This window comes from Thalassolituus sp., from assembly GCF_034111725.1.
In the GTDB taxonomy this organism is placed as follows: Bacteria; Pseudomonadota; Gammaproteobacteria; order Pseudomonadales; family Oceanobacteraceae; genus Thalassolituus.
Window position 1 is genome coordinate 16,799 of the sequence record NZ_JAWUWR010000012.1, and the last position, 14,322, is coordinate 31,120.

Below are 14,322 nucleotides of genomic sequence, written 5' to 3' on the forward strand. Positions count from 1 at the left end.
TATATAAAAAGCAGAGGAGATAACGCGTGTCTTGGTGGGGTGAGCTGATTCAGCAGAATTACGACTGGTTCTGGGATATCAGCATTGTGCTGGGAATTACCGTCGTTGTTTCATTACTTTGGCGCTTTGCTCGTAAGCGCTTGGTGCAAGTGTTTGCGAATACGCAAAATCATTGGGATGATGTCGTTATTGCAGCGATTGGCATGCCCATTACTTGGATGATTGTCGTCGTTGGTTTTACTTGGGCAGGCGATATTACATCGACCTACTTCGAACGTGATATCGGCGACAGTATTTCTGCAGTACGACAATTATCACTGTTGATTATGGCTGCGTGGGCTCTTTGGCGCTTAATTAATCGCGTTGAAGAAAATCAACTGATTAGCGGTATGGATCCAACAACCGTGCAGCTAGTAGGTAAGCTTGCCAAGTTGAGCGTTACTATTTTAATCATCTTGCCACTATTCCAATTATTAGGTATTTCCATTTCTGGTATTTTGGCTTTTGGTGGTATGGGTGGCTTGATTGTTGGTTTAGCGGCAAAAGATTTACTCGCCAATTTCTTTGGCTCCATGATTATTTACATGGATAAGCCATTTAAAGTAGGCGACTGGATTCGCTCACCTGATCGCAGCATTGAAGGTACGGTAGAAAGTATCGGATTCCGCATCACGTGCATTCGTACCTTCGATAAGCGTCCTCTTTATGTGCCTAACTCAGTATTTACTAGCATCGCGGTTGAGAATCCATCGCGTATGTTGAACCGCCGTATTTATGAAACCATCGGTGTCCGTTATCAAGATGCACGTCAGGTGCCGGCGATTATGGAAGCCGTGCGTAAAATGCTGCGCGAACACGACGAGATCGATCAAAATCAAACCATGATAGTGAACTTCAATGGTTTTGGAGCCTCAAGTCTCGACTTCTTTATTTATACCTTTACTAAAACCACTGAGTGGGTGAAGTATCACGATATTAAACAAGACGTGCTGCTCAAGGTTATGGCCATTATTCATGACGCCAACGCCGATTGCGCCTTCCCAACACAAACATTGCACATCGATAGTTTGCCGCCAGCGGTTGTTCAATCGTAATTTTATTGTGATCTAGGCTTTCGATTCTGAAAGCCTTTCTTCAAAAAAGTCGCCTTTAGTTGTCTTTGAGTTGTTGAACAAGAGCTAGCCGAGTAGGATTGTTTAGTCTTTCATTTATAGGGATTTGCAGCTCATGAAATGTCACAAAACTGTCATTAATTTTTCTACTCTTGGGGCTGCAATGCTGATGGCAGTGGCAATTTCCGGTTGTACGGCTACTGAGTCCCATCAAATGGTAAAATCAGCAACTGTCGAAACCTATAAATCCGATTACAGCGGCGTTAAAACAACCTTAGTGGTCGGTAACTTTCAAAATCGTTCGACCTATCTGCAGGGGCTATTTTCGTCTGGCGACGATAAACTCGGTAATCAGGCGAAAACTATTCTGAAAACCCATTTGCAGCAAACTAATCGGTTTAAAGTTGTGGATCGCGAAAATATCGAAACCATGCAAAACGAAGCCAAGTTAAATGGCGTTGAAATGAAGTTGACGGGTGCACGTTATACCGTCACTGGCGATGTCACAGAGTTTGGTCGTAAAGTAACAGGCGATAAGCAATTTTTCGGTATTTTAGGGTCAGGCAAAAAACAAACCGCCTATGCTAAAGTTACTTTGAATATTGTTGATGTGGTTAATGGTGAAATCGTTTATTCGACTCAAGCTGCAGGCGAATACGAAATGAGTAATCGTGAAGTCATCGGTTTTGGTTCTACCGCGAGCTATGACGCAACACTCAATGGCAAGGTATTGAACTTCGCTATCACAGAAGCCGTCAATAACATGGCTCGTGATATTGATTACGGTTCCTGGAAAGTAGAAGCCAATTAAAACAGGTAACGGTAATATGTTATTGCGCCGCAGTTTGATGGCTGTTGGTCTTTTATCTCTCATGACCATAGCGGGTTGTGCTGGGAAGAAGGAAATATTTTATTGGGGCGAATACGAGGGATTGGTGTACGACATGTACATCAATCCCGGCAGCGCTGATACCACCACACAAATTTCTAAGTTAACGACTGATATACAAAAAGCAGAAGCTAAGAATATGCCCATTGCTCCGGGTGTGCATGCTCACTTGGGTTATATGTATGCGTTAGAAGGGGATATTGGTCAGGCGAAAGCAGCGTTCTTAACTGAAAAAACGTTATTCCCAGAATCGGCAAGTTTCATCGACGGCATGATGAGCCGCATTGATGGAGTTAAAAAACAATGAATTATTTAACTCGTATCGCGATACTTTCTACTCTGATTTCTACTGCACTTGTTACGGGGTGTGCCAGTACTCCGCCTTATAATTACGAAGCCTTACTAGCAGCAAGCCCTCGTTCAATTGTCGTTATTCCACCAAAGAACAATACCGTTGAAGTGGATGCACCATACATCTACCTATCAACTATTTCGCGTCCACTAGCGGAAAAGGGCTATTACGTATTTCCTGTTGCAGTGATTGATAATTTCATGAAAGAAAATGGTCTGCCAACACCGGAAGAAATGAACAATGTTCCGCTGGATAAAATCTACGAGAATATTGGGGCTGATGCTGTCCTCTACGTGAATATCAATCAGTGGGGGCAGAAGTACAATGTCGTCTCATCGAAGGCGATGGTTAGTGTCAGCATGAAACTGGTTGATGCGCGCACCGGTAATTTGCTTTGGGATGGCGCAGCCTCTGTAGTAAAAGATCCAGGGGCGAGCGGCGGTGGTCTGGTCGGTATGCTGGTGAGTGCCGTTGCAAATCAAATTGTTGGTTCCATCTCTGACGCAACACCGCAATTGGCTCGAGCAGCCAATGAGACTGTGCTAAATGCTCCAAACCAAGGATTGCTCAAGGGGCCTTATGCTCCTGTGTCTAATCCGAAGTAAGTGAAAAGAACGCGATTTATCCAGTGTGCGACAAGAGAGCCAATCATCTGCGTTGTTGTATTTGGCTCGATGATTAATTTTTTAAATAGCCGTTTGCTTAAGCCGATAGTTAAATTTAATCGACCTGTTAAAAAACCTTAATTTAACTTATAGATTTTATTCCCCTACTATGGCAACTGTTACCAAAACACACTCAATGGAGCTAGACCATGATCAACACAGAAATCAAACCTTTCAGCGCAACTGCCTTCAAAGCAGGAGAATTCGTAGACATCACTGAAGCAGACGTGAAAGGCAAGTGGGCGATCTTCTTCTTCTACCCAGCTGACTTCACTTTCGTATGCCCAACTGAGCTTGGCGACGTTGCTGATCACTACGAAGAATTGCAAAAGCTAGGCGTAGAAGTGTACTCAGTATCAACCGACACTCACTTCGTACACAAAGCTTGGCACGATGCGTCTGAAACCATCGGCAAGATCAATTACTACATGGTTGGCGACCAAAGCGGCAACATCACCAACAACTTCGGTGTTATGCGCGAAGGTCAAGGCCTAGCAGACCGCGCCACTTTCTTGGTTGATCCGGAAGGCATCATCCAAGCGATGGAAATCACTGCAGAAGGCATTGGCCGTAACGCTGAAGAACTGATGCGCAAAGTGAAAGCAGCTCAGTATGTGGCTTCTCACCCAGGTGAAGTGTGCCCAGCTAAGTGGAAAGAAGGCGAAGCGACTTTGGCACCTTCACTCGACCTAGTCGGTAAGATCTAAATCTGAACTAGCTGCGTTGCCTGTGCATTGTTAAAAGTTGGTTCAGAATGCTCATTTAGGAAACTAAACTCCGCTTCTTCACCAACTTTTGCCTCGCACAGCCTGCCTCGCAAACGTTCAGACTCTAGACAGAAAGCCTCAGCGTAAGCTGGGGCTTTTTTGTTTCTGGCGTTATTTTTTCGTTCGACCCTTCGCCTACCTATTTGGTATGTCTCGGGTTCTCACTTAAAAATGCCTAGCAGCTCATCGCTTCAGTATTGCCAGATTTTCTGAGCAAAAGCGAGCTTCTCGCAAACGTTCAGACGTTAGACATAAAGCCTCAGCGTAAGCTGGGGCTTTTTTGTCTCTGGCGTTATTTTTTCGTTCGACCCTTCGCCTACCCATTTGTTGTGTCTCGGGTCATTTGTTCCTAGTTATGCTTAAAAATGCCTTGCAGCTTATAGCTGTTAGTAAAAACCTATCGAAGTCTTAGAAAACATTGATTTCAATTATTGATTGGTCGTCGCTACTATAAGTCCATAGAGTGAAATTCATAACAGAAGGTAAACACCATGCTTGATGCAACGATGAAACAACAATTGGGCGCCTACTTAAACAATCTGCGTAATCCGATTGAATTATTGGTGTCTGTAAATGATTCGCCAAAATCGAAGGAGCTAGAAGAGTTAGCCAACGAGATTGCGGCACTAAACGAAAAAATTTCTGTGAGCACGACGTCCGATAAGATCGGTGGTCGTTCGCCAGTGATGACGATTGCCAAAGAAGGCGCAGAAGCCCGTGTTGCATTTGCTGGTGTGCCAATGGGACATGAATTCACTTCTTTGGTATTGGCGCTATTGCAAGCGGGCAGTCATCCATCCAAAGAAGCGCAGGCTTTGCAGGATCAAGCTAAGTCGCTGAGCCGTGAACTGAACTTCGAAGTGTACGTGTCGCTATCGTGTCACAACTGCCCAGACGTCGTGCAAGCGACTAACTTAATGGCGGCGCTGAATCCAAAAATCACCGCCACTATGATCGACGGCGGTGTATTTCCGGATGAAGTAAAGCAACGCGATATTATGGCGGTGCCATCGCTTTACCTGAATGGTGAGCTATTCGGTAATGGTAAAATGACCTTGGCGGAAATACTCAACAAGGTTGATGATGAAGCAGATGCCAAAGCGGCGGCGGCACTGGCCGATAAAGCACCTTATGACGTATTGGTTGTTGGTGGTGGTCCTGCTGGCGCTTCCGCTGCGATTTATGCCGCGCGTAAAGGCATTCGCACCGGTATTGTTGCTGAGCGTTTTGGTGGCCAAGTGTCTGATACCGTGGGTATCGAGAACTTCATTTCGGTGAAGTATACCGAGGGCCCAAAACTGGTTGCGCATTTAGAAGAGCACGTCAAAGAATATGATGTTGACATTATGAACACGCAAAAAGTTGTGGCGGTGCGTAAAATCGACTCTGGTTTAAGCGAAGTTGAATTGGCTAACGGTGCCGTATTGAGCAGTAAATCAGTAATTTTGGCCACTGGTGCGCGCTGGAGAGAAATGAACGTGCCGGGCGAAGAGCAATACCGTAATAAGGGGGTTGCCTACTGCCCACACTGTGACGGCCCTCTATTTAAGGGCAAAAAAGTTGCAGTCATTGGTGGTGGTAACTCGGGTATTGAAGCTGCGATTGACTTAGCGGGTATCGTTGCGCATGTCACGGTATTGGAATTTGCTGATACCTTGCGCGCCGATGCGGTATTGGTGAAAAAAGCTCAATCCATGAGTAATATCACCATTATCAAACAAGCAATGACCACCGAAGTGCTGGGTGATGGTACTCGCGTGACCGCCTTGCAGTACAAAGACCGCGCCACTGATGAGACGCATGTTGTTGAATTAGCGGGTATTTTTGTGCAAATCGGCCTAGTACCGAATACCGAATTCTTAAAAGACACAGTAGGCCTGACTCAGCGTGGTGAAATTATTATCGACGGTCATGGTCAAACCAACGTATCAGGGATACTCGCCGCAGGCGATTGTACGAACGTAGCGTATAAGCAGATCATTATTTCCATGGGTGCAGGCGCAACCGCTGCTCTTGGTGCTTTTGATTACTTAATTCGAAATTAATGATCCGCAACTGAACCCGCAGCACCCCTGAGTCCGCTTGGAATGAAGTAGGCGTCGTCAGGTTGGGAACCGACCGGTCCTTGGCAATGAATGTCTTGGGCCGGTTTTTTGTCGGCAGTAACAGTCAGTCGTGCTAACTGAATTCAATGATTTAGAGATAGTTGCTGAGTGCGAATCATTTGTCCCTAACATCTTGATGCTAATGAAAGTTCCTGAGATATACGCATTTTTGTAACGAGATTCAGCAGGATGCCGTATTTACTACTAAGCTTGTGATCAAAAATGAGACGTTTGAGTTGTAAATAACGAGGGGGCGAATGTCAATGACCGAAGCAATAGTAGTCTATGATCGATTTTCTTGCGACCATTGTGCGCACAACGGTCATCTTGATTTTGATTTTACGATGGCATTCCAACCTATTGTTAACTGTAAAAATAAAACCATATTTGGATACGAAGCTTTGGTTCGCGGTTTAAATAATGAATCGGCCTTCTCTATAATATCGAAAGTAAATGATGATAATCGCTATTTGTTCGATCAGCTATGTAGGATAAAGGCCATAGCACTTGCTGCCAAATTAAATTTGGATTCAATGCTAAGTATTAACTTCTTACCGAATGCTATATATAAGCCGGAACGCTGTATCCGTACAACCTTAGATGCTGCTAAGAAATATAATTTTCCTGCCAATAAAATTATGTTTGAATTTACTGAGGTGGAGAAAATTGAAGACTCTTCTTTTATAAAAAAGATTGTTGAATATTATAGTGAGTTGGGTTTTATTACGGCTGTTGATGACTTTGGTGCTGGGAATTCAGGTTTAGGACTTCTGGCTGATTTCCAAACAAATATTATTAAGCTTGATATGGGATTGATTCGAGACATTCATAAAGACATCAATCGACAAATTATTATAAGGAATGTATTGGCAATGCTCCATGAATTAAATATTACACCGTTAGCCGAAGGTATTGAGGTGATTGAAGAAATGGAGTGGCTTCGAGATTCTGGTGTCGAGTTGATGCAAGGATATCTTTTTGCCAAACCAGCCTTTGAGCAATTGCCAGAAGTCGATTTTAACGCCTTCTAGTGTGTCATTCTACCTTGCAAAGTATTGTTCGAATGACTAGCTGGTTTAGTGACCTGTAGTTATAAGTGCATAGACTTCAGTGTATATTTATCAATACTTGAACGTTATTCCTTGAAAAATTTCTCAACTTTTCCAGTTATTCCTATATTGACTGGATTGCAATCTTACACTTAATTGAGACTAATAATGAAAAAATCGAGCGCACAATTGACGAAAATGATTTTTGCCAAAACGCTTACCGTAATATTCTTCTGTCTTACGGCGGTTATTATTTTTTCGTTGTTTGTAAATGTTGGCGAAGGGATAATCAATCAAGAAGATATCACCACTGTACTTCTTGGGAGTATTAATACTGGGGTTATAGCGCTGGCGGTGTTTGAGTTGGCATTAGTGGTTAAGAAAGAATATGCATCGCCCAACGATGATGAAGAAAAAGATGCCGTATCCAGTCTTCGTGAAACACTGCCACGTTTCATCGGCATGGTTTGTGTCGCTTTATCACTTGAGGGATTAATTATGGTTATCAAATATAGCCAGCTAGAATTGGCGGGTAACTTGTATTATCCCGTGGCGATCATCGCAAGTACCGCGCTATTGTTAACGGCTCTAGGTCTATTTATATATTTAACCGGTAAAGGCGCCGTTAAAGAGTTATAAGCCCGTGCGGTAACAATCTGTTCCTTAAAACCAGGCAGACGCGAGCTAGGCTTTCTGTCAGGCTTTGATCCTTATTTTATAGAGGCTGGGTCTATGTCTGTTTTAGAGAAAATGCCTTTCTCTTTGTTAGAGCTGGCCTCGGTTCCTACCGGCTCTGATATTTCCACAACATTGTTAGAGCTACGTCGCTATGCGCAGCATGCTGATACATTAGGTTTTACCAGACTATGGTTAGCCGAACACCATAATATGGAAGGTATAGCGAGTAGCGCGACTAGCGTGCTTATAAGCGATTTAGCGGCACATACCGAGCTAATGCGCATTGGTTCTGGCGGCATTATGCTACCTAATCATCCGCCATTGGTGGTGGCCGAACAATTTGGTACTTTGGCTTCCTTATACCCTGACCGAATTGATTTGGGACTGGGTAGAGCACCGGGTACTGACCCGCTTACTAGTCGAGCTTTGTATCGAGATGAACGTCGCGCCGATAATTTCCCGGAAGAAGTTGCTGAGTTGCAACGACTGTTGGGAAAAGATGTTGATGCTAGCCTAGGTAAAGTACATGCATACCCAGGTCGTGATACTAATGTACCAATTTGGATTTTAGGATCCAGTTTATTCAGTGCGCAGTTGGCCGCTAAACGCGGACTGCCCTATGCATTTGCTGGGCACTTTGCACCTGCTTTAGCTCAAGAAGCTTTAAGTTTGTATAGACGTTTATTTAAGCCATCGTCAACTTTGCAGCGCCCTTACGCAATCTTATGCTTGCCGCTAATTCTTGCAGATACGGATAAGGAGGCGCACTACCTCAGTACTAGTTCGCAGCAAAGGGTATTGGCGCTTATGTATGGTAAGCCACTGTATCTACCACCTCCTGTTACCGATATGGATCTTCACTGGGATTATGCAAGTAAGCGCCAAGTAGAAAAATTTTTAGCACTGTCAGTTGTTGGTAATTCAAAGACAGTTAGCTTTAAATTACAAACGATACTTAAGCAGTTTCAAATCAATGAGCTTATGTTTACAAATGATATCTATGATCGAGATAAGCGTTTGCATGCGTTGACATTATTGAAAGGCTTAGATATTTCTAACTAGAACATAGACTTTGAAAATAGAAATCAAAGTTTATGTATACGAATAATTATGGTTATCAAATGATTTCTATTTTTTGAGTAAATAAGTCAACAAATGTCGTAAATTGAAAGTGATATTTCCCAGAAATATCTTATGTTGATGTTTGGGCCAATTGGGTCTTACCCAACGGCCATATATGATTGCCATTTGAAATACTAGAAAAACGAGATAAACTAAACCGATGCTAAAAGAAAACTCACCAGTAAGCCCTATGGCACCAGAACCTTGTCTCAATCTTAGTTTGCGTAAAGCAGATCGAGTTATTAACCATGTCTATAACCGCCACCTTGCTGAGTGCGGTTTATCCGTCAGTCAGTTTTCGGTCATGCGAGCGATGCATTATGCGGGGACTTGCACTAGTCAGGTGATTCAAGACATCCTCGTGTTAGACCAAACGACTCTCAGCCGTAACCTTAAAAAATTGGTTAGCGATGGCATGGTTGTTATGAAGGAAGATAAGGAGGACCGTCGTCGAAAACTACTCTCGCTTTCAGCTAAGGGAAATATAATGTTTTCAGCTGGAGAAAAGCATTGGAAGTTAGCGCAAAACGAAATGAGAGAAACTCTCGGTAGTAGCATCGCAGACCAAATTATTGAGTTAAGTGATACGATCGTCGAAAAGTGCGGCACTCCCATTTAAAACTATCCCTTCATACTAAAATCCAATGTTAATACCTAATGTTATTTGATCTTTGGCCGCAAACTGGCCAAAGAAGCCGCGATGGACTCCATAAAATATATCTGCACCTAACTCAAGTTGAACAAAAGTACTGAGTTCGTACTTCACTTTTGGTCTTACCAGACCGTCCGAGTTATCTAAGGAATGCAAGGCCAAGGCCTCTAATATAATCGTTTCATTGGCGTAGTAGCGGCGTAACAATAATGTGAGCGTATTCTCTACGGCATCTTCTGTAATATCTTGTTCGTAACTTAACAATTGGCGTCGAAACCATTGGCCACTGATTAAGGTGTCGCTAATACCTGAGTAATCCAAACCGATAACGTATTGAAGTTCTTGCGCTTTATTGATAAATCGCTGATCAGGATTGTCTGTTGAATAATAGCGCGAGTTGTTTAAAACAAATTCAGTTCTTAGTACGAAATCTCCAAAGGCGTTATTCGCTGTGCCGCCGATAAGAGTATTACGCTTGTACTCTTGGTTGACGCTTACCGCACCACCATCAATGTCAATGAAGACAACAGGGTCATCTTGATAATGGTAAAAGTAATTGAAGGTAATATCCCAGCCAGATGCGAAAGTCGCATAGCGCAATGCCAGTTCGCTATTATGTAATGATTGCTGTGGTTCTTTTGCTGAATTGACCTGCAATGAGGTTGCCATTTGCGATAGCTCAGGCAACGGATGGCTTAGTTCAAACTGTGTGCCAGTTTTGGCGTATTGATTGAATTTAAGCTCTGGTATGACGATGACAGTAAGAGAGCTGCCATCGCTAATAGGAATGTCCGCGCTAGCAGATGTAAGCGAGATCCGTGAATTATCGAAGTCATCAAGAATAAATTCACGATAATTCAGTGGATTAATAACGTCCAGTAGTCGTAAGCCATCGCTTGCACCCCAAACAATAGTTTGCTTCCCAAGACGCCAGTAGATTTCTTGTGTTTCCAAGTCTACGAAGGCCTCTCTAAACTGAATTTCTGATTGTCGACTATCTATTTCGTTCTCAAGATCATAACGGAATCGGACGTCAATTTTGAAACCTATTTGGTTAAATTCACCATATATATCGGATTTCAATAAGCTTTCCGATTTAACTACATCAACCTCATCGAGGTTATCATTCTGAGTTATCGATGTTTCGTGTACTACTTGATTAGCTATAGATATGTCACCTGCATATAAAACTTGTGGGCTAAAAATCAGAGCGGTAATTCCGAAATACAGACCGAGATTCTTATTTTCTTTAAGCATTTCAAACCTTTTCACCGTTGGCCCACAAAAATTAAATAGTTATTTCATTATTATTAGCGACGCGATAGCGCCCGAACATCAAATATTGATTCGGGAACTTCTGTATCATAATCAATGTCGGAGAAAATAAACTCGGTCGTATGACCTGTTTTATAGTTCATCACCACTAGTTTCTTACGACTCCATATTCCTTGAATTTTTTCTAGATCTTTAAGGTATATGGTTTTTAGCGGTTTATCCTTACCATCCCAATAATCATTCTTAACAATAATCCAATTGGTCTTATCAACTAGAAATTCAGTGCGACTATAGCCGAGTTCGTCGGCTATTTTATCCGATTTTGGTATGGCACGAATTTGAAAAACATCCTGACCTTCGTATTGAACACTACCTAATAGAGTGAAGTTATAATCTGACAACTCCATTTTTCCCTCGTTTTTAATATCTTCATAGGTGAAATCAGTGCCTAGAAAGTAGTCGCCACGATTTGATGCAGATATCCGTCTTGATTTTTTAGTGGCTGGTAGATATAGCCACTGATCATCTTCGTGCTCAGGGGATTGATAGTCATAGGTAAGGAATGCGGTATCCTTTACGTTAGTCGGACGATTATAAACAACTAAGGTTCTCTTCTCTTCGTCTAAAGTGCGACGATAAATTGTAGTTTCGCTGATGCGCTCCTTACCTTGTTTGTTAATCAGACGCATCCTGAGGCTACGAGTAACGTGATCCCCTTCGTCTACCTGAACGATTTTGGTGACAATTTCTTCTACGTTTATCAAGCTCTCGCTGGCGTCAGATTTGTTAGCGAGGCCTAATGTACCCGCTACGATAAGTAGAATGGCAGTGCTTGATAGCGGAATCACAAGTGATTCTTTTGCACCATGTATAAAGGCGGGTTTGGTCAGCTTAATAAGTGCAGGAAGTAGGGTCATGCTGCACAAAAAACTACCGACAACGGCAACTACAACAATAGATCCAAACTCATTTAGCGGCACTACACTACTGGCGATCAGAACACCGAATCCACACGCAAGAGCGATAAAGTTAAAGAGTAATGCTCGTCCCGTGCTTGGATATAACTTGGCGATTAAGTCATCGACATTTTGATCGGGCTGCCCATCTATGTTCTCCTCTGTACGAAATAACTCTCTAATGCGATCAATTGTGTGGATCGAAAAGTCTACTCCTAAGCCTATTGCTATTGATGCAAACATAGAGGCACCGATTCCTAGTGGAATTTTTAGGATGGCCATAGTCGCGTAGACAAATAGTAGTGCGGTACAAACAGGTATTAGTGTGAATATTCCTGCGAGCATTGAACGGAACATGAGTGCGGACACTAATAGTACGAGAACTAAAGCGATACCAAGACTGAAGAAGTGACCATCTCCTAGGTCTCGTATCCAGAAGTAATCAACGGTTACGCGGCCAGTCATAGTTGCCGTTATATTTTCATCGTTGAACTCGCGTCCAATATAAGCTTCTAGGCTCTCAACAATTTCTTTATTACGGTGATAGCTTCCAGTCTTAAATGTGAGTCGTACGTTAGCTACTTTATAGTCATAATCGACCTCTTCATCGAAATCTGTTGATTCACCTGAAGCTGAATAGATTAAGAAGTACTGCGCAATGCTCTTACGATCGCTAGGTAATACATAGGCGGAAGGGTCGCTATTATTAAGCGACATATTCATTTGCTTAAGATAATCAACGATAGATGTAGCACTAGTGACATCGTCAAAAGCTAGAGCGTAATTTTGCAAAGCTTCTACTTTAAGTAGAGCTTGTGGTGAAAATAAACCCTCCTTTTCATTAGTTTCGACAATGATATCTAAGTTATTTGCGCCATTTGTATGGCCGTTGATGAGTTTGTCGGCCTTATAAATTTGTTCTTTTTTATTAAAGGTATCTATTCGGTCTTCATCAATAACAATATTTGAGCCCGTGATCGCTCCTATCGCAATGATCATGCAACCTATTACTACAACTGACTTAGAGTACTTTAATGACAAAGTGCCAATTTTTTGGATGAAGCGCGTAAATATATCTCGCTTTTTGTCATCGTTGTTTAGGTAATTCTGTAAGTAGCGCTTAGACGCTTTGGGTTTAGTTAAAATGAGCACTGCAGGGAGTAGGGTCATAGAGTAGACCCATGCAAGAGCAACCCCAACGGCAGCGAAAAGACCAAAAAATTTAAATGGAGGCATGTCCGATGCAAGATAAAGCCCAGCGAAGCCAGCGATCGTCGTTAGAGAGGTTAGTGCAACCGGCCGCCACATCTCCGCCATCGTATCAATAACTAAGTCACGATTAATATCACGCTTTGTATCTGCCTGAAGTTCGAAATAATGACCCAATATATGAATAGTATCGGCAACGGCAATGCCAATAAGGATAACGGGTAAAGCATTGGTAATAACGTAAAACGAAACTCCAGAAGCTGCCATAATGCCAATAGTAGAAAGAACCGTGGTGGCAATCATCATCAAAGCCAGTAAACCTGAACTGAGTGCTGAGAAGCAGATGACTACGACTGTGAAGATAATTAGTCCTGCAATTGGGTTCAATATCTTCATATCATTATCGATATACTCACCGAGGTAGCCAGCAATAGCGCCTTCGCCAGCAACGTAGGACTCGATACTTGTATTGTGCTCTTCATTAAATTTAGTAACTTCCGCAGAAGTTAAATCGTTGACCTGCTTGTAGGTTAGATTGGATATATCCTGATTCCATAGCTCAGCAATTATAAGAGCAACATCACCTTCTTTCGATACGATACTACCGTTGTAAAGTGGAAAATTCTGAATAGCTTTTTTAACTAGAAGTGCCTCCGAGACCGACGACGGCATAGGATCAAGAAAATCCTCAACTATTAAGCTTCCATCATCCCCGAACATGTTCTTCTCTGTAGCCAAACTAAAGACTTTGTCTTCCTTAATATTTTCAAAGTCTTGTAATGTGCTCGTTAAGCTAGCTATTAGTTGAAGTACTTCAGGGGTGTAGATGTCGGCTTTTATTGCGACCACAACTGGATCGTTTAAACCAAATTGATCGCGAACTCTCTCGCGATATAGCAGCGCAGGATTTTCAGGAGAAAGGAACGCATCCCCGCGTGTATCTTTCACTATTGTTGGCAAAAAGCTCGCGGCACCTATAAAAAAGATGAGCGGAACAATTACCAAAATAATTGGATTCCTGAACAGATTTGAAAAAAATCGCCAGCTGGCAGTGTCGTTTCTCATGGACCAACCTCCATTGTTATTAGACGTAATGAGCCTTTGCTTTGATAGCTATAGTCATCGCACGGCACTCCAGACCGATAATGCATGTACATGCATGCATTGTCAAACTGGATTTGGAATAGTTTGATTGAAGGATTCTTAGATAGACTTATATGTTACAAAATCACTATCTGACCTTTTTAAGCTAAAAAACAGCGATTTTATGGATTTTTAGTAAGTTCAGTCTGATTTTTTATTGACCTGTTTGTCAGGTTGCGTGTATTAAAATTACTTGAAAGTACATATTATGTAGGTGCATGGTAATGCAATCTGATTGCAACTGATAAATTCATGTATTAGCATGCATTTGGTAAGTGTTAGAGCAAATAATGTATGTTCGTAAGTCTCAATACTTTTAAATTTAATTAATTTGTAGAAATACGACTG

General features: G+C 42.3%; 12 protein-coding genes. 10 read left to right on the forward strand and 2 right to left on the reverse strand.

Annotated features, from left to right (window positions below):
• Nucleotides 1-26 precede the first annotated feature (26 nt).
• From UXZ23_RS01990 to UXZ23_RS02035, 10 genes are all read left to right on the forward strand, one after another.
• Nucleotides 27-1,094: a mechanosensitive ion channel family protein gene (locus tag UXZ23_RS01990; RefSeq protein ID WP_320818980.1), complete on the forward strand. Its 1,068-nt coding sequence runs from the start codon at nucleotides 27-29 to the stop codon at nucleotides 1,092-1,094.
• A gap of 133 nt (nucleotides 1,095-1,227) precedes the next feature.
• Nucleotides 1,228-1,923: a CsgG/HfaB family protein gene (locus UXZ23_RS01995; RefSeq protein WP_320818981.1), complete on the forward strand. Its 696-nt coding sequence runs from the start codon at nucleotides 1,228-1,230 to the stop codon at nucleotides 1,921-1,923.
• A gap of 16 nt (nucleotides 1,924-1,939) precedes the next feature.
• Nucleotides 1,940-2,308: a DUF4810 domain-containing protein gene (locus tag UXZ23_RS02000; RefSeq protein WP_320818982.1), complete on the forward strand. Its 369-nt coding sequence runs from the start codon at nucleotides 1,940-1,942 to the stop codon at nucleotides 2,306-2,308.
• A complete protein-coding gene (locus UXZ23_RS02005) occupies nucleotides 2,305-2,958 on the forward strand; it encodes a DUF799 domain-containing protein (protein WP_320818983.1) in 654 nt (217 codons plus the stop codon). The genes UXZ23_RS02000 and UXZ23_RS02005 overlap by 4 nt, the downstream gene beginning before the upstream one ends.
• A 209-nt stretch (nucleotides 2,959-3,167) precedes the next feature.
• Nucleotides 3,168-3,725, forward strand: a complete 558-nt coding sequence (ahpC, locus tag UXZ23_RS02010; RefSeq protein ID WP_320818984.1) for an alkyl hydroperoxide reductase subunit C — start codon at nucleotides 3,168-3,170, stop codon at nucleotides 3,723-3,725.
• 551 nt (nucleotides 3,726-4,276) lie between these two features.
• Nucleotides 4,277-5,830: an alkyl hydroperoxide reductase subunit F gene (gene ahpF, locus UXZ23_RS02015; protein ID WP_320818985.1), complete on the forward strand. Its 1,554-nt coding sequence runs from the start codon at nucleotides 4,277-4,279 to the stop codon at nucleotides 5,828-5,830.
• Between the two features lie 323 nt (nucleotides 5,831-6,153).
• A complete protein-coding gene (locus UXZ23_RS02020) occupies nucleotides 6,154-6,921 on the forward strand; it encodes an EAL domain-containing protein (RefSeq protein WP_320818986.1) in 768 nt (255 codons plus the stop codon).
• Nucleotides 6,922-7,107: 186 nt separating this feature from the next.
• Nucleotides 7,108-7,578, forward strand: coding sequence for a hypothetical protein (locus UXZ23_RS02025; RefSeq protein WP_320818987.1), 471 nt, complete (start codon nucleotides 7,108-7,110; stop codon nucleotides 7,576-7,578).
• A 93-nt stretch (nucleotides 7,579-7,671) separates the two neighbouring features.
• Nucleotides 7,672-8,679 carry an LLM class flavin-dependent oxidoreductase gene (locus UXZ23_RS02030; RefSeq protein ID WP_320818988.1) on the forward strand — a complete coding sequence of 336 codons (1,008 nt, stop codon included), beginning with the start codon at nucleotides 7,672-7,674 and terminating at the stop codon, nucleotides 8,677-8,679.
• A 220-nt stretch (nucleotides 8,680-8,899) separates the two neighbouring features.
• Nucleotides 8,900-9,358 carry a MarR family winged helix-turn-helix transcriptional regulator gene (locus UXZ23_RS02035; protein ID WP_320818989.1) on the forward strand — a complete coding sequence of 153 codons (459 nt, stop codon included), beginning with the start codon at nucleotides 8,900-8,902 and terminating at the stop codon, nucleotides 9,356-9,358.
• Between the two features lie 15 nt (nucleotides 9,359-9,373).
• On the opposite strand, the gene UXZ23_RS02040 is transcribed toward UXZ23_RS02035, so the two are convergent.
• Nucleotides 9,374-10,648: a DUF1302 family protein gene (locus tag UXZ23_RS02040; RefSeq protein ID WP_320818990.1), complete on the reverse strand. Its 1,275-nt coding sequence runs from the start codon at nucleotides 10,646-10,648 to the stop codon at nucleotides 9,374-9,376.
• Nucleotides 10,649-10,701: 53 nt separating this feature from the next.
• The gene (locus tag UXZ23_RS02045; protein ID WP_320818991.1) at nucleotides 10,702-13,896 is read right to left on the reverse strand and encodes an outer membrane lipoprotein-sorting protein; all 3,195 of its coding nucleotides are present in this window, start codon (nucleotides 13,894-13,896) and stop codon (nucleotides 10,702-10,704) included.
• Nucleotides 13,897-14,322: the final 426 nt, after the last annotated feature.

Bases quoted from the DNA above. Each gene is read 5' to 3' on its own strand.
- UXZ23_RS02035 (WP_320818989.1), top strand. From the start codon at position 8,900: ATGCTAAAAGAAAACTCACCAGTAAGCCCTATGGCACCAGAACCTTGT.
- UXZ23_RS02000 (WP_320818982.1), top strand. From the start codon at position 1,940: ATGTTATTGCGCCGCAGTTTGATGGCTGTTGGTCTTTTATCTCTCATG.
- UXZ23_RS02020 (WP_320818986.1), top strand. From the start codon at position 6,154: ATGACCGAAGCAATAGTAGTCTATGATCGATTTTCTTGCGACCATTGT.
- UXZ23_RS02025 (WP_320818987.1), top strand. From the start codon at position 7,108: ATGAAAAAATCGAGCGCACAATTGACGAAAATGATTTTTGCCAAAACG.
- ahpF (WP_320818985.1), top strand. From the start codon at position 4,277: ATGCTTGATGCAACGATGAAACAACAATTGGGCGCCTACTTAAACAAT.
- UXZ23_RS01995 (WP_320818981.1), top strand. From the start codon at position 1,228: ATGAAATGTCACAAAACTGTCATTAATTTTTCTACTCTTGGGGCTGCA.
- UXZ23_RS02045 (WP_320818991.1), bottom strand. From the start codon at position 13,896: ATGAGAAACGACACTGCCAGCTGGCGATTTTTTTCAAATCTGTTCAGG.
- UXZ23_RS02005 (WP_320818983.1), top strand. From the start codon at position 2,305: ATGAATTATTTAACTCGTATCGCGATACTTTCTACTCTGATTTCTACT.
- UXZ23_RS02040 (WP_320818990.1), bottom strand. From the start codon at position 10,648: ATGCTTAAAGAAAATAAGAATCTCGGTCTGTATTTCGGAATTACCGCT.
- ahpC (WP_320818984.1), top strand. From the start codon at position 3,168: ATGATCAACACAGAAATCAAACCTTTCAGCGCAACTGCCTTCAAAGCA.
- UXZ23_RS02030 (WP_320818988.1), top strand. From the start codon at position 7,672: ATGTCTGTTTTAGAGAAAATGCCTTTCTCTTTGTTAGAGCTGGCCTCG.